General features: G+C 70.4%; 13 protein-coding genes. 5 read left to right on the top strand and 8 right to left on the bottom strand.

Annotated elements, in window-relative coordinates:
- The first annotated feature begins 9 nt into the window (after positions 1-9).
- Positions 10-558 (top strand): PadR family transcriptional regulator, encoded by a 549-nt coding sequence (locus HD596_RS45300; RefSeq protein ID WP_185075516.1) that lies wholly within the window; start codon positions 10-12, stop codon positions 556-558.
- Here HD596_RS45300 and HD596_RS45295 read toward each other — a convergent pair.
- From HD596_RS45295 to HD596_RS45270, 6 genes are all read right to left on the bottom strand, one after another.
- Complete coding sequence (locus tag HD596_RS45295) at positions 551-1,408, bottom strand: carbohydrate ABC transporter permease (RefSeq protein WP_221519873.1); 858 nt, start codon at positions 1,406-1,408, stop codon at positions 551-553. The genes HD596_RS45300 and HD596_RS45295 overlap by 8 nt on opposite strands.
- On the bottom strand, positions 1,405-2,319 hold the full coding sequence (locus HD596_RS45290) for a carbohydrate ABC transporter permease (protein ID WP_221519872.1): 915 nt from the start codon (positions 2,317-2,319) through the stop codon (positions 1,405-1,407). Before HD596_RS45290 ends, HD596_RS45295 begins: the two co-directional genes overlap by 4 nt.
- Before the next feature lies 1 nt (position 2,320).
- On the bottom strand, positions 2,321-3,640 hold the full coding sequence (locus tag HD596_RS45285) for an ABC transporter substrate-binding protein (protein WP_185075515.1): 1,320 nt from the start codon (positions 3,638-3,640) through the stop codon (positions 2,321-2,323).
- Positions 3,641-3,651: 11 nt separating this feature from the next.
- Positions 3,652-5,745, bottom strand: coding sequence for a glycoside hydrolase family 36 protein (locus HD596_RS45280; protein ID WP_185075514.1), 2,094 nt, complete (start codon positions 5,743-5,745; stop codon positions 3,652-3,654).
- 39 nt (positions 5,746-5,784) lie between these two features.
- Entirely contained in the window at positions 5,785-7,863 is a 2,079-nt protein-coding gene (locus tag HD596_RS45275) for a carbohydrate-binding protein (protein WP_185075513.1), read from the bottom strand.
- A 178-nt stretch (positions 7,864-8,041) separates the two neighbouring features.
- A complete protein-coding gene (locus tag HD596_RS45270; RefSeq protein WP_185075512.1) occupies positions 8,042-8,398 on the bottom strand; it encodes a winged helix-turn-helix transcriptional regulator in 357 nt (118 codons plus the stop codon).
- A gap of 132 nt (positions 8,399-8,530) precedes the next feature.
- Here HD596_RS45270 and HD596_RS45265 point away from each other — a divergent pair, with 132 nt between their 5' ends.
- Positions 8,531-9,268 (top strand): SDR family oxidoreductase, encoded by a 738-nt coding sequence (locus HD596_RS45265; RefSeq protein WP_185075511.1) that lies wholly within the window; start codon positions 8,531-8,533, stop codon positions 9,266-9,268.
- Between the two features lie 364 nt (positions 9,269-9,632).
- On the opposite strand, the gene HD596_RS45260 is transcribed toward HD596_RS45265, so the two are convergent.
- Entirely contained in the window at positions 9,633-10,541 is a 909-nt protein-coding gene (locus HD596_RS45260; RefSeq protein WP_185075510.1) for a lysozyme family protein, read from the bottom strand.
- A gap of 571 nt (positions 10,542-11,112) precedes the next feature.
- Here HD596_RS45260 and HD596_RS45255 point away from each other — a divergent pair.
- Positions 11,113-11,760, top strand: coding sequence for a helix-turn-helix transcriptional regulator (locus HD596_RS45255; protein ID WP_185075509.1), 648 nt, complete (start codon positions 11,113-11,115; stop codon positions 11,758-11,760).
- A gap of 26 nt (positions 11,761-11,786) precedes the next feature.
- Here the strand turns inward: HD596_RS45255 and HD596_RS65290 are convergent, their stop codons facing one another.
- Positions 11,787-12,446: a TetR/AcrR family transcriptional regulator gene (locus tag HD596_RS65290; RefSeq protein ID WP_185075508.1), complete on the bottom strand. Its 660-nt coding sequence runs from the start codon at positions 12,444-12,446 to the stop codon at positions 11,787-11,789.
- Positions 12,447-12,514: 68 nt separating this feature from the next.
- Between HD596_RS65290 and HD596_RS45245 the strand changes: the two genes are divergently transcribed.
- Together HD596_RS45245 and HD596_RS45240 are read left to right on the top strand one after the other, a co-directional pair.
- Positions 12,515-14,041 carry an FAD-dependent monooxygenase gene (locus HD596_RS45245; protein ID WP_185075507.1) on the top strand — a complete coding sequence of 509 codons (1,527 nt, stop codon included), beginning with the start codon at positions 12,515-12,517 and terminating at the stop codon, positions 14,039-14,041.
- Positions 14,042-14,137: 96 nt separating this feature from the next.
- Positions 14,138-14,830, top strand: a complete 693-nt coding sequence (locus HD596_RS45240; RefSeq protein ID WP_185075506.1) for a type 1 glutamine amidotransferase domain-containing protein — start codon at positions 14,138-14,140, stop codon at positions 14,828-14,830.
- Positions 14,831-14,869 lie beyond the last annotated feature (39 nt).

Below are 14,869 nucleotides of genomic sequence, written 5' to 3'. Positions count from 1 at the left end.
AGGTGTGGAGTGTCGTCGACCCGGATGCTCGTCCTGGGGCTGCTCAACGAGGGGCCGCGGCACGGCTACGAGATCAACCAGCTCGTCACGGCCGGGGCGCTGGAGCAATGGACCGACGTGAAGCCGGGGTCGGTCTACCACGCCCTGGCCAAGCTGGAGGCCGAGGGGCTGGCGGAGACCCACTCCGAGGAGCGCACCGGCGATCGGCTGCGCCGCGTCTACGCGATCACGCCCGAGGGCCGGCGCACGCTCCGCGACCTGCTGCGCAAGGCGCTCGCCGCGCCCCCGCACTCCACGAGGTCCGACTTCGCGCTGGCGCTGCGCTGGCACGCGCTTCTGGAGTCCGGCGAGGCGCGGGACCTGGTGGCGGCCTCGTTCCGGGCGCTGGAGGCCCGGCGGGTGGCGCTCGCCGCCGGGCGCGAGGCGAAGGCGGGGCTGTCACCGCTGGCCGACGCCCTGTTCGACAACGCCGAGGCGCACCTGGCCGCCGACCAGAAACTCCTGCAGGACGTACGGCGCCTGCTGGACGGCTCCGGAACCGGCCGGCCCGCTACTTGACGGCGCCGCTGGTGATCCCCGAGATGATCTTGCGTTGGGCGACGGCGAAGACCACGACCAGCGGCAGGCTCATCAGGATCACGTACGCGAAGATCAGGTGCCAGTTGTTGAGATAGAGCCCGGCGCTGGCCACGCGGAAGAGGTTGAGAGGCAGCGTGTCCAGGCGTCCGCCGATCACGAAGAAGGCGTAGAAGACGTCGTTCCACACGTACAGGCAGACCAGGATGGTGGCCGTGGCCAGCACCGGGCGCAGCAGCGGCAGCACCACCAGCCAGAACACCCGCATCGGGCTCGCCCCGTCGAGCTGCGCCGCCTCCTCCAGGGAGGTGGGGATCGTCCGCACGAAGCCGGTGACGAAGAAGATCACCGTGGACATGTAGATGCCCATGTAGACGCCGATCATCCCGACGGCGCTCCCGGCCAGGCCGAGCTGGCGCAGCAGCAGGACGACGGTGACGACGGCGGGCGGCAGCACGATGCCGCTGATCGCCAGCGCGTACAGGACGGCGTTGAGCCGCGTGGCGCGGCGGGCCAGGATCCAGGCCGCCATCGACCCGAACAGCAGCACCCCGATCACCGAGGGCACGACGACGAGCAGGCTGCCCAGCGACGCCCGCAGGACCTCGCCGTCGCCCCACACCTGCCGCAGGTTCTCCAGCAGGTGCCACTCGGTCGGCAGCGACAGGTCCGGCGTGAGCGCCTCGCCGCGGGACTTGGCCGCCGTCACCAGCACCAGCCACAGCGGGATGCCGATGGACAGCACCACGAGCACGAACGTGACCACCGGCTGGAGCCGGCGCCACACCGGCGCGTCGCTCACACCGCGGCGCTCGGGGACGACGGGGGTCACAGGATCTCCTCCCGCTTGCGCAGCACGTAGATGACAGGGAAGGCCATGAGGGCCACCAGCAGGAACAGCACCAGGCTCATCGTCGTGGCCTGCGCGAACAGCCCCTGGCCGAAGGTGCGGTAGATGAAGATGTTCAGGATCTCCGTCGTACGGGCGGGCCCGCCGCCGGTGGTGGCCTGGGCGATGTCGAAGCCGTTCATCGAGCCCAGCAGCGCCGTGGCGACGTTGAACGTGATCGCGGGCGCCAGCAGCGGGAAGCGGACCGCCCAGAACGTACGCCACCGCGAGGCCCCGTCGATGTGGGCGGCCTCCACGATGTCGTCCGGCACGGTCTTCAGCCCCGCCAGGTAGATGAGCATCGACAGCCCCATCCACTTCCACGCGTGGATCAGCGCGACGACCACGATCGTCCAGGTGGTGTCGCCCAGCCAGGCGTAGTCGATCCCGAGCAGCCGGTTCAGGCCGCCCGTCGGCTTGAGCAGCGCCTGGAAGATGTAGCCGACGGCGAGCGCCGACATCAGCACCGGGATGAGGAAGAACACCCTGGCCACCCGGTTGAGCCAGGTGTCGCGTTCGAGCAGCACGGCCAGGCCGAAGCCGAACGCGTTCTGGAAGATCGCCACCAGCACCGCGTACACGACCGTGACCCGCAGCGACCGGAACAGCGTGCCGTTGGAGCCCAGGTCGGTGAAGTTGTCCACCCCGACCGGCCGGATCGCGCTCTTGAAGCCCGACCAGTCGGTGAAGGCGTAGACGAAGTTGAACAGCGTCGGCAGGAAGAAGAACACCAGCAGGATGGCGAACGCCGGAGCCATGAACCACATGGGGTGCGTCCGCCTCCCGACGACCGGGCGCCCGCGGGTCGCGGTCGTGGTTCGGGAGGCGGCCTGCCGCGAGGTGGTGATCAGCACGTCAGAAACCGCTCGCCCCGGCGGCCTTGGCGAGCTGGGCGAACTGATCCTGGGTGGCCGAGGCGACCTTCTCCGGCGTCATGGTCCCGGTGATCATGTCGGCCAGGTTCAGGTACAGGTCCGGGTTGGCCACCGCCAGCGCCTGCATCGACCCGACCGCGGTGGGCAGCGCGGCGTGCACGTCCAGCAGCGCCTGCGGCACGCCCGCCGGGCTGGGCACCGACGGCTCCAGGGAGACGGTGTTGCGGTCGGCGACGAAGTCCTTGTAGCCGGGCCCCATCCAGTACGCCAGCAGCTGCCGCGCCGCGGCCTCGCGCTTGGCGTCCCCGGTCTTGAAGGCCACCAGCGCGTTCGACTGGTCGGGGATGAACGTGCCGACGTTCCCCGACGGCGAGATCGGGAAGAAGCCGATCTTCTTGTTCAGCGTGGCGGTGTCGGCCGAGGCCTGCAGCTGCCCGAAGAACGAGTTCACCTGCACGACCATGGCCGCCTTGCCGGACAGCAGCGCCGCGCCCTGGTCCTCGAACTTCGCCGTCTTGATGTCGGAGTTGAACAGCCCCTCGTCGATCAGCGACTTGTACGTCTTGATCGCCCCGACGACGGCCGGGCTGTTGAACGTCTCCTTGCCCGTGTTGATCCGCTCCCACAGGCCGTCCTTGGCCGCGTCCGCGAGCTGGACCTGCACCCACCACTGGGTCGCCCACTTGTCGCCGGCCATCTCGAAGAACGGCGTGACGCCCTTGGCCTTCAGCGCGCGCCCCAGCTTCACCATCTCGTCGAAGTTCTTCGGCGTGCTGGCGATCTTGTTGGCGGCGAAGACCTCCTTGTTGTAGTAGACGCCCTCGACGGCGGGGCTCGTGATGAGGGCCGCGTACCGGGCGCCGTCCAGGATGCCGGTGATGTCCTTCAGGTCCGGCGAGAGCTGCGCCAGCCACGGCGCGTCGTTCAGCGGCTGGAGGTTGGCCTTGGCGTTGATCGCGGTCAGCATGGACGCGGTCGGCTGCCAGAACGCCAGGTCGGGCTTGTCACCGGTGGCGACCTTGGTCTGGATGCCCTGCTCGTACGGGTCCGGGATCGTCACGACCTCGACCGTCGCGCCCGTCGCCTTCTGGAACCCGGCGATGACCGCCTTGGGCACGGTGTTGCTGTTCTGGGCGGCCCAGATCGTCAGCTTGACGCCGTCGAGCTTGGCGACCGGGTCGGGCCAGGCCGCGGCGGTGGCGGGCGCGGCGGAGGAGGTCTCGACGGAGGGGTCGCTGCACGCGGCCAGGCCGAGCGCGAGCGCCGTCGCGGCGGCGGCGGCCGTCCATTTGGTGTTCATGGTGGTCTCTTTCATGAGGCGGTGCGGATGCGGAGGATCCGGGCGGAGTGGGGCTCGTCGCAGCAGGGGGTGAGCGTCAACACGCCGGCGCCGGGCTGCCAGTCGCGAGCCCAGTCCGGCAGGTGCCGCGGGTAGATCACGTCGATCTCGACCGCGCGGCCCGCCAGGTGCGGCAGGTCCAGCCGTACGGGCTTCGCCCCGTCGCGTCGCCATACGCCAAGGTATGTGACGTCCGCGGCACGCAATCCCAGCGCGAGGTGGCGGTCACCCCAGGCCGGCAGCCCCAGCGGCCACACGGGCGTCGCGCGGGCCAGGTCGGCGCGGATCTCCTTGTGGACGCGCACGGCGTCGCGGACCGAGTCGAGCTGGGCGGGGCTCATCGCGTCCAGATGGCCGGACAGGTAGAGCCGCCCCAGCATGCCGGTGCACAGCGCGAAGGCGATCTCCTCGTCCGACATGTCGGGCTGCGGGTACGCCCAGCTCGCCGACTGCTCGGGCAGCACGGACATCGGCGCCGACACCGCGATCGGCGGGTAGAGGCGGAAGTCCTGCTGATCGCTGGTGGACTGCAGGTGCAGCCGGGACAGCATGGCGTAGTCCATGCGCATGGCCCCCGACGCGCAGTTCTCCAGGGTGAGCCCCGGATGGCGCGCCAGCACGCCGTCCAGCCACGCCAGGTGGGCCCGGTTGCAGGCCAGCAGCCCGTCCCCGGCGCTGTCGGCGTCCAGGTCGGTGCCCGCGCCCGGGTCGATGTTGTAGTCGAGCTTGAAATAGCCGACGCCGAGCTCCTCCACCAGCCGGTCCACGACCTGGTCCAGGTGCGCGATCGCGCGGGGATGGCGCAGGTCCAGGTGGTAGCGGCCGTGCTCGACCAGGCGTACGCCGCCACGCTGCAGGAACGCCTCGGCGGGCAGCTTGTCGGCCATGGGGCTGCGGACGCCGATCACCTCGGGTTCGAGCCACAGCCCCGGCACCATGCCGTGCTCCCTGATGCGGCCGAGGACCTCCTCGATGCCGCGCGGGAAGCGCGTCTGCGACGGCTGCCATTCGCCGACGCTGTCCCACCAGGTGCCGCCGTCGTCGTACCAGCCCGCGTCGATGCAGAACACCTCGGCCCCGGCCGAGGCGGCGGCGTCGATCAGCGGCAGCAGCTTGGCCGTGGTCGGGTCACCCGACAGCGTGTTCATGTAGTCGTTGAACACCACCGGCAGCCGCTCCCGGTCCGGATGCGGCCGGACGATCATCCGCCGGTGCGCGGTGAGCGCGGCGGCCGCCCCTTCCAGGCCCGCGCCGGACACCGCCACCGACACCGGCACCGTGGTGAACGACTCGCCGGGCCGCAGCAGGTGCTGCCACTGGTGGTCGATGTCGGTCGGGCCGGACAACGCGACGTACGGCTCGTCGAGCCGCTCGCCGACCTCCCAGCGCCAGGCGCCGTTGTGCTCGATCTGCCACAGCCACGCCTGCCCGCCGGCGCGGTCGATGAGGCCGCCGGTGGGCAGGTGGGAGCCGGTCGACCAGGTGCCGGTGCTGACGACCGCGAGCCGCCCGCGGCCGTCCTGCCCGTGGCCGCCCAGGCGCAGATCGGGTACGGCGTGCTCGCGCAGGGCCTCGCGGACCCAGCGGCTCTCGCCCAGCCATTCGCTGTCGGCCCGTACCACGTCCAGGTCGTCCACCGCCCCCGCGAAGGCGGCGGCGAACGACGTGAGGCCCAGCAGCAGCCGGGGGTCCTGGCCGCGGTTGGTCACCCGCGTCCAGACCTGGAACGCGCTGACGCCCTCCGCCGAGCGCAGGAACACCTCGGCGCTCAGCCCGCTCCGCGCGTCGTGCAGGTCGAGCTGCAGCACGTGCCACACCCCATCCCTGTGCTGCTCGCAGCCCCGGTAGGCCAGGCGCAGGCCGACGGCCGTCCGGGAGAAGCGGTGCGAGGCCCGCGCCCGGCCCTCCTCCGGGACCAGCAGCTCCACCAGCGGCTGCGTCGCCCTGGGCAGGTGCGCCGTGGCGGCGTCGCCGCCGGACAGCGACCGGACGCCGACCGGGCCGTCGGGTGAGACGTCGAGCACGACCCGCAGGCTCGGGTGGCCCCAGACGACGCTGGTGTTCATGGATCTCCTCTGCTGCGTTCCGACCGGCCGGGCTGGGTGTCAGCCGACCGGCTTGGCGATCTGGATGCGGTCGATGTCGGGCGCGTAGCCGGCGGAGGAGTTGCCGAACGTGATCGTGTTCGCTCCGGCGGCCAGGGTCACGTCCACGACCGTGGTTCGGTAGTTCGACCAGCCCAGCGTGTTGCGGAAGTAGTGCCGCTGGGCCGCGCCGCCGTTGACCGAGATGTCGGCGTAGCGGTCGACGATGTTGCTGTTGTAGTTGGAGGCGCCCTCGCCCAGCTCGCCGTTGGCGTACGTGACGACCAGGCGGTAACGGCCCGCCGAGGCGACGGTGACGTTGTTGAAGCGCAGCGTGTTGGCCGCGCCGGCGCCGACGTAGCCGACGTACTTCCCGCCCGAGGCGGCGGAGTTGGCCGCGACCCTGGCGGCGCCGCCCAGCGTGTTGGCGCTGGACTCCGCCTCGTACGCGGTGATCGTCCCGGTCGTCGCCGACACGTCGAGGTAGTCGACGTTGGCGCCGGCGGCGTTGACCTCCAGGCGGTTGATCCCGGCGGCCAGGAACACCTTGGTGGTGACGGTGCTCCAGCTCGCGGCGGCGGGCAGGGTGGCGGGCAGGGTGGCGGGCAGGGTGACGTCGGTCAGGTCGGAGCCGTTGAGCCGCAGCCTGGCCGTGCGGGCGGCGGAGGCCGAGTAACGCAGGTCCACGTTGTAGTAGCCGTCCGAGGGCGCGGTGACCACGAACGTGGCGCCGCCGTCCGCGGAGGAGACCGGGCCGTAGGTGATCGCGCCCGGCGCGGCGGCGTACTCGGCCTCGTAGCGGGACCCGGCGGTCGGGTCCTTGTCCGGGGTCACGATCACGTGGTATGCCGAGGAGCCCTTCAGCCCGGTGAGCGGGATCGTGATCTGGCCGCCGGACGGCGTGAAGTCCGCCTCGGTGACCTTGTACGGGCCGGGGGAGGGGTTCAGCCCGGTGTCGTCCACGCCCCAGACGGCGGCGTGGACCGTGGTGCCCAGGGCGCCCGGGATGCCCTTGATGACCAGGTTGGTGTCGTACGTGCCGCTGGCCGGGTTGTTGCCGCCGAAGATCACCCTGGCCTGCTTCTTGCCCTGGTCGAGCGCGGCCAGGCCCTGGAGGGAGCCGCCGGGCGAGGGCGGGGTGACGGCCACGGTGTTGCCGGTCAGCTCGCCGTACCACTTGTACAGCCACCAGCCGCCGGTCGCCTGGTTGTTCCTTGTGACCAGGTCGTTGAGCCCGCCGGCCGTCGTCCAGTACGCCAGGCAGCCGTCGACCTTGCTGTTCTCGAACTTCGCCACGAACTGCACCAGGTTGCCCGGCACGCCCAGATCACCGGAGAAGCGCCCGTACTCGTTGATGGTGATCGGCCTGGGGGAGATGCCCAGGGCGGACTCGATCGCCCGGTAGTCGGCGTAGTGGGTGTGCCAGCCGGTGAAGAAGTCGTCGCCCAGCTCGTGCCAGGTGGTGACGTCCGGCAGCACGGCGTTGTCCCGGGCGAACTGCATGAACGTCCGCAGGTCGGCCGAGCGGTAGCTCGCGAAGTTGGGGCCCGCGATGCGGGCGCCGGGGTCCAGGGAGCGGATCCGGCGGTAGACGGTCCGGTAGTCGTTCAGGAACCCGTTGAGGTTGCCGCCGTACCAGATCTGGTCGGGCTCGTTGAAGGGGACGTAGACGTACGAGGTGCGGTACGGGTCGGCGACGACCTTCCTGACCATCGTGTCCACCTTGGCCAGGTAGTCGTTGATGCCCAGGTTCTCGTACGGCCACTGCTTGTAGACGTCCTGCATGTAGATCTGGATCTCGCGGCCGCCGGCGCGCTTGAACATGGGGGCGACCTTGAGGGCGTCGCCGTTCGGGTGCTGCAGGCCGTCGGGCGCCTTCTGGGCGGTGACCTGCGGTTTGAGGGCGGCGAGCATGGTCTCGTTCGGGATGCCCTCGTCGCCGAGCCCGTACAGGAAGCCGGTGGCTCCGTACCTGAGCGCGCCGGTCGAGCTGCCGAGATCGACGACGAGCTGGGACGCGGCCTGGGCGGGGGCGGCGTGCAGGGCACCCGTCACCAGGACCACCGCCAGCATCGCTGACCAGGCATGTTTCCTCCTCATGGCGAGACAACCTCCTTGCGTGCTGCGGGCGTTCGAGCCCTTGGGGGGACGTGGAGGTGCGCTGATGTGACCGGTCACATTTCTTGTTGCCTGAGTGTGACCGCTCACATTGCCGAGGAGAAGACCCTGTTACCAGGTTGTTACCGGCAAATGTCGAGCGGGTGTGCTCCTTGGACGCTCAGGGAGTTTCCTGCTCGTACCCGGCCTGGGCGGCGAGAATGTCATCCGCGTGGTCCCGGATCCAGTCGGACAGGGTCTGGAGCGGCTCGGTGATCCCCTCGCCGAGGGCGGTCAGACCGTAGCTGACCTGCGGCGGCGTGGAAGGGGTGACGGTTCGGCGGACGAAGCCGTCGCGTACGAGGGTGCGCAGCGTCTGGGACAGCATCTTCTCGCTGATCCCCTCGATCTTGGTCCGTAGCTCGTGGAACCGTAGCGGGCCGCCGCGGACGGCTGTCAGCACGAGCACCGCCCAGCGGCTGGTGACGTGGTCGAGCACCATGCGCGCCGGGCAGTCCTTGTGAAACGCGTCACTCATGCGTCATGCCACCCCTTGACGAGCAGAAAGCCGATGGCGGGGTATGGAGCTTACCAACGGGTATGTACTTTCTCTTGGAATGCTCAATACCTAGAGTCTGCCACCGGAGCCGTGGAGCGGAGGAGGCAGGACATGGGACGCATCGCACTCGTCACCGGTGCAGGGCGCGGTATCGGTGCCGCGACGGCACAGGAGCTGGGCCGTCGCGGTTTCCACGTGATCGTCAACTATCGCGCCGACACGTCGGCGGCCACCTCGGTGGTCGATCAGATCCAGGCGGCCGGTGGCACGGCGCAGGCTCTGCGGGCCGACGTCCGTGACCCCGGCCAGGTCGCCGAGCTCGTTGAGGCCTGCCCGCGGGTGGACGCCCTGGTCTGCAACGCCAACATCGCCCCGCCGTTCGGCCCGCTGGCCCGGATGCAGTGGGAGGACTTCGAGGGCAAGGTCACCGGGGAACTCGCCGGGGTCTTCCACCTCACCCAGCGGGCCCTGGACCGCATGCGCGAGCAGGGCAACGGCCGGATCGTCTACGTCTCCAGCCTCAGCGCCGAGTCGGTACGTCAGGGGGCGATCGCGCACGCGACGGCGAAGGCGGCGCTCAACACCTTTGCCCTGCATGTCGCCGCGGAGGCCGGTGCCTGGGGCATTTCGGTGAACATCGTGGCGCCCGGCGCGGTCCGTACCGAAGCCAGCGCGATGATGCGAACGCCCGAGATCGAGGCGGCACTGGGGCGGCGCTCGATCCTCGGCCGGATGCTCGAACCTCGCGACGTCGCCGCGGTGATCGGCTCCGTCCTCGACGGCGGCTTCGACGCCGTGACCGGCGCCTGCATCCCGGTGGACGCGGGTTACCGTGTCCTGTCCGGCTGACGGCCCTCGCCCGTGGTGGGCTTTGCGCCACCATCGGACACATACCTTTTTGAGCAGGAGAAGATTGCCTCATGTCCGGTCCGCGCCCGTCGGCCGAGAACGATCCCCGGCGGATCGGGGACTATCGACTGGTCGGGATGCTGGGCGTGGGCGGCCAAGGGGTCGTCTATCTGGGTCGGGCCCCCTCGGGCGGCGGGTGGCCGTCAGGACGCTGCACGCCCGGACGGCCTCCGAGCCCGAAGCCCTGGACCGGTTCCTGCGCGAGACCGAGATCGCCAGGTCCGTGGCGGCGTTCTGCACGGCACGGGTGGTCGACGCCGGGACCGGACGCCCTACGGGGTTTCCCTTCGCCGCCGCTTCTCGGTCAGTCGCAGCGGATCGCTGAGGCTGAATACGTTCCGTCCGGCCCGGTGACCGTGACGGTCATGGTGTAGCAGCGGACTTCGCTGGCGATGTTCTTGAGCATCATCTCGAAGTCGGAGGGGCTGTTCCCACCCACCGGTGTGACCTCGATGCCACCGGGATATGTGGCACCGCCGCCACCACCCCCGTGAGGGACGGGGACGTGGCGCGGCCTGTCTCTGGGGTCGCATACCGCGCCCTGGCTCATCAGTCTCCCGTTCTTCTTGGCCCGGTTGCCGACCTGCTTCGCCCATTTCGAGTTCTGCATGTGCACCGATGCGGCGAGGAAGTTGCCGGTGTTCACAGCGTTGATCGTCGCCTTGAACTCTGCGAATTTCCCGGGCCCGAGGTTGTACAGCATGTCGATCAGCACGACCTGCCTGGCCGACGTCAGACGGTCGAAATTGTGGAACACTCGGCGGGCGTTCGCGACGGCGGTGCGGTAGTCGGCCTGGAACAGGGTGCTGATCTGAAGCGGTGTCAGGTCCTGGGTTCCGGCGCGTACCGCGGCGTAATTGGCGCCGACGGCCGCCAGCAGGGCGGGGGCGTCAAGGCGGTCCAGGTTGAACCCGACGCCCACCGAGGGGTGCGGGGGGTCGGCGCTGTCGGGATAGACGTGCGGATTGCCGCTCAGCCCGTAGGGGCTCTCATTCTCCGCCACGTACGCCTGCATCTCCTCCTCTGTCAGCTGCGGTTCTTGGCTCGGGTCCGCGTCGGGATCTTCCGGGATGCCGCCGGGACCGCCGCCTCCGCCGCCTCCGCCGGGGCCGCTGCCGGTGGAACAGGTTCCGCCGGCGAAGGCGGGTGCGGGGTTGATCGCGATCGCGGTGAGGAGGGAGAGGAGGAAGGAGACGGTGGCGAGGACGACCATGAGGAGTTTTCGTCGCGGGGATCTTCGAGGCGTCATGCGTCTTCCTGGTTCGGTCGGGGGATGACCAGCTCATGATCACAGCAGGAAGAAGTTCGTGAATATCCCAGAAATCTGGGATATTCCGGGCGACGGGTTAGGCTGCCGCCGTGATCTCGCGCAGGGATGTGGAGCGCCAGGTGATCTCTGATCTACGGGACCTGGCCGGGGCGGGCTTGAGCGCGCCGGAGGTGTTCCGGCAGGCCGATCCCATGCTTCGCGATGTGCTCGGATTCGACGCGGTGTGCTGGCACACGACTGATCCGGCGACGGGTCTGGTCACCTCGGTGCTCACCGATGATCTGGAGCTGGACGATTTCCGCCAGGCGGTGCAGCTGGAGATCTGGGGCGATGACGTCGCGAGGTTCCCCGAGATCCGGCTGAGCGGTCGCGGTGCCGACACCCTCAGCCGCGCTACCGGTGGGGTGCTGCGGCGCAGTCTGCGCTATCGCGAGCAGATCGCCCCGGCCGGCTTCGGTGACGAATTGCGCGCGGTGTTCGACGCCGAGGCGGGATGTGGGGTTGTGCGGCGTTCATGCGCGCTCCCGACCGGGGTCCGTACCGGACGGGTGAGCTGGTGCTGGCCCAGCGCGCCGCGCGGCATCTTGGCATCGCCCTGCAGCGTGGCCAGTTGCTGCACTCGCCTTTCACGCAGCCGCCGTTGCCGCCCGCCGTGGTGCTGCTGGGGCCCGACAACCACCTGCTGGGCGCCGACGAGCGGGCAGAACGGCTGCTCGGCGAATTCGCCGACGACTCCGGCTCGATATTCACCGTGCCGACGTCGTTCGTCATGGTGGCCGAGCAGGCCAGGGGCGCGGCGGCGGGCATCCGGACTCCCTCGGGCCTGCGGGTACGGGGGCGCGACGGCAGGTGGTTCGTGCTGCACGCCTCGCTGCTCGGAGGCAAGGCGGACGGACCCGCGGCGGTGGTGATCACCCTGGCCTCGCCTGCCGACATCATGCCGGTGGTGTTCGCCTCCTACGGGCTCACCCCCAGCGAACGCGAGGTCGCCCTGCGCATCGTGCAGGGCCGCAGCACCGGCGACATCGCCCAGAACCTGTGCACGACGCCACTGACGGTGCAGGACCATCTCAAGTCGATCTTCACCAAGGCCGGGGTTCGCAGCCGGCGCGAGTTCGTCGCACAACTTCTCATGGTCCATCCCCCGGAAGTGTGGACCTGAGCCGCCCGGCCGGGACCGCGTTGGGATCAGGCCGGTGGGGGCGACGGGTCTCCGGACATCCCCAGCAGGGGTAGCCACACCTCGTCCACGATCTCGACGATCGACTCGTCCGGCACCGCGCGCATCGTCGTGAGCAGGTCGTGGCGCAGCAGGTCGAACGGCAGGTTCACCACGCGGGACGGGCGTGGCACGTCGGGAAGCTCGCCGCGCCCGACCGCGCGGGCGACGATCGTCTCGAAGGCGCTCGCCCGGCCCGGCGGGAGGAGGGTGTCGCGCAGCTCGCTGAAGCTGGTGCCGGCGTCGCGGAAGTAGTCCGCCAGCTGCACGCTCATGAACGTGATCGTGGGGGCGCGGTCGGCGTTCGCGTTGCGCAGGAAGCCGATCGCGTCGTCGCGGAGGCCGCCGGTGTCGGGCACCGCGATCGGCTGCCAGAACCTGGTGAGGGTGGCCAGCAGCAGGTCGTCGCGCTGCGGCCAGCGCCGGTAGAGCACGGGACGGCTCGTGCCGGCGCGGGCGGCGACCGCTTCGAAGGTGAAGCCGTGGTAGCCGTGCTCGATCAGCACCTCCCACGCGGCGTCGAGGATCGCGTCCTCGAGCTTGGGACCCCGGCGCCGGGACGCGCCGCTGTCCCCCCGGGCCGTGCCGCCGCCGGTACGACGTCCGGTCGCCTCACGCTTACGATCCACTTGCGTATCTTATCGCGGTGACCTACGGTGGCCGCCGTTAGATACAGATGCGTATCCTAAGGAAAACGATGTTCGACGTCATCATCGTCGGCGGTGGACCCGCCGGCCTCTTCCTGGCCTGCGAGCTCCGCCTCGCGGGAGTCCGGCCCCTGGTGCTGGAACGGCGGCCGGAGCCGGACCCGGCGGACAAGGCGCACGGCCTCGCCGGCCAGGTCGTGCGGCTGCTGGACCACCGCGGCCTCTTCGAACGCTGCGGGGGCCGGGGGACGCCGGTGCCCGCGCCCGGGTTCTTCTTCGGCGGGATGCCCCTGCCGCTGCACGTGCTCGGCGACGAGAACCCCATGTATCTCCTGCCGGTCAACCAGCGCGATCTGGAACGGGTGCTCGGCGAGCGCGCGGCGGAACTCGGCGCGGAGGTCCGGCGAGGCTGGGACGTGCTGTCCTTCAGCCAGGACGATGACCGGGTGGACGTCGTGGCACGCGGTGCGGACGGTATCGAGACGACCTTGACGGCCCGGTACCTCGTCGGCTGCGACGGCGGCCACAGCCTGATCCGCAAGCAGGCGGGAATCGCCTTCCCCGGCACCAGCGATGACAACGTCGTCGACCGGACGGCCCTCATCGGGCCGAGCGACCGCTTCCGGTTCGCGCCGGGGGGACGGGTCGTGATCGAGGGCCTCGGCGAGATCCCGGCGCACTTCCACCGTACCGACCGGGGCGTTTTCACCCTCCTCGCGCACGACCCGGAGCGGCCGCTGATCAACACGGCCGAATGGGAGGATCGCCCGGCAGGCGACTTCCCGGGGCCGGGCGCGCCGATGACGCTCGCCGAGATGGAGGACAGCGTCGAACGCGTCCTCGGAGTGCGCCTGCCCCTGGCTCCGCCGCCCGAGGGCGCGCCCACGCTGCTTCGCCGCCAGTGCGGCCGCAACTCCCGGCTCGCCGAGCGTTACCGTGACGGCCGGGTCTTCATCGCCGGCGACGCCGCCCACGTCAGCCACGGGCCCACCCTGAACCTGGCCCTGCAGGACGCGGCCAACCTGGCCTGGAAACTGGCCGCCACCCTGCGGGGGTGGGCCCCGGAAGGCCTGCTGGACAGCTACGAGACCGAACGCCACGCGAGCGGCGAACGCGTGCTCATGCACACGCGGGCCGCGACCGCCCTGATGGCGCCGGGAGGCGATGTCACCGCCCTGCGCCTGCTCTTCGCCGAGCTCCTCGGCCGCACCGAGAACCTGCGCCTGGTCGCCGCCCTGCTGGCGGGCGCCGACGTCCGCTACGACATGGGCGAGGACCACCCCGCCGCGCCCACCGGCTGGTTCGTACCGTCCCTTGACCTGACCACCGGCGACGGGCAGAGGCGGCGCCTGGCCGAGCTCCTGCGCGACGCCCGCCCCCTGCTCGTCGACCTCACCGGCGGGGACCTCGCCGCCACCGCGGAGCCCTGGAACGAGCACGTGCGCCGCGTGACCGCAACCGCCGACGACGCCCCGGCACCCGCCCTGCTCATCCGGCCGGACGGCTACGTGGCCTGGGCGGGCGCGGACCCCGACGGCCTGAAGGCGGCGCTCACCCGCTGGTTCAGCCCGGGCTGAGGCCCCACCGTCGCCTCGATCACGGCGGACATGAAATGCTGTCTGTACGACCTGTGCCAACCGCATCAGAACGCAGGACGGGGAGGCGGTTGTCCGATGGCGAAGCTACTTTTCGTGATGACCGGGACGGCGTACTGGACGCTCAAGGACGGCACCAGGCATGCGACGGGCTACTGGGCCGAGGAGTTCGCGGCCCCGTACAAGGTGCTCACCGACGCCGGCCACCAGATCGTCGTCGCCACGCCCGACGGCGTGGTCCCGACCGTCGACATGATGAGCCTGCGCCCCGAGATGGCCGGCAGCGCGCAGCTCGCCCTCGACCTGGAGGCGATCATCCGCTCCGCCGAGGAGATGCGGCGGCCGATCCGGTTGTCGGACGCCCGTCCGGAGGACTACGACGCGGTCTACTTCCCCGGCGGCCACGGTCCCATGGAGGACCTGTGCGTCGACGCGGACGCCGGCCGGCTGCTGACCGCGGCGCTGGCCTCCGGCAAGCCCCTGGCCGTCGTCTGTCACGCCCCGGCGGCGATGCTGGCGACCCGGATCCGTGGCGTGTCGCCCTTCGCGGGCTACCGGGTCACCGCGTTCACCAACGAGGAGGAGAACGCGGTCGGCCTCGCCCCCAAGGCCCGCTGGCTGCTGGAGGACGAGCTCATCGACCTGGGCGTCGACTTCACCAAGGGTGAGACATGGAAGCCCTATACGGTGGTCGACCGCAACCTGTTCACCGGCCAGAACCCCGCCTCGGCAGCCGTCCTGGCCGACCGGCTGCTCAAGGTCCTGCCGTAGCCCCTGGGCCACGGTTGGCGCCGCGGAGGTCGAGCTCGT

The sequence above is a fragment of the Nonomuraea jabiensis genome (genome assembly GCF_014204795.1).
Lineage (GTDB): Bacteria > Actinomycetota > Actinomycetes > Streptosporangiales > Streptosporangiaceae > Nonomuraea > Nonomuraea jabiensis.
This window is presented reverse-complemented; position numbering and strand designations above follow the sequence as displayed.

Coding starts and splice junctions, on each gene's coding strand:
- HD596_RS45285 (WP_185075515.1), bottom strand. CDS start 3,640: ATGAACACCAAATGGACGGCCGCCGCCGCCGCGACGGCGCTCGCGCTC.
- HD596_RS45280 (WP_185075514.1), bottom strand. CDS start 5,745: ATGAACACCAGCGTCGTCTGGGGCCACCCGAGCCTGCGGGTCGTGCTC.
- HD596_RS45275 (WP_185075513.1), bottom strand. CDS start 7,863: ATGAGGAGGAAACATGCCTGGTCAGCGATGCTGGCGGTGGTCCTGGTG.
- HD596_RS45270 (WP_185075512.1), bottom strand. CDS start 8,398: ATGAGTGACGCGTTTCACAAGGACTGCCCGGCGCGCATGGTGCTCGAC.
- HD596_RS45265 (WP_185075511.1), top strand. CDS start 8,531: ATGGGACGCATCGCACTCGTCACCGGTGCAGGGCGCGGTATCGGTGCC.
- HD596_RS45260 (WP_185075510.1), bottom strand. CDS start 10,541: ATGGTCGTCCTCGCCACCGTCTCCTTCCTCCTCTCCCTCCTCACCGCG.
- HD596_RS45255 (WP_185075509.1), top strand. CDS start 11,113: ATGCGCGCTCCCGACCGGGGTCCGTACCGGACGGGTGAGCTGGTGCTG.
- HD596_RS45245 (WP_185075507.1), top strand. CDS start 12,515: ATGTTCGACGTCATCATCGTCGGCGGTGGACCCGCCGGCCTCTTCCTG.
- HD596_RS45240 (WP_185075506.1), top strand. CDS start 14,138: ATGGCGAAGCTACTTTTCGTGATGACCGGGACGGCGTACTGGACGCTC.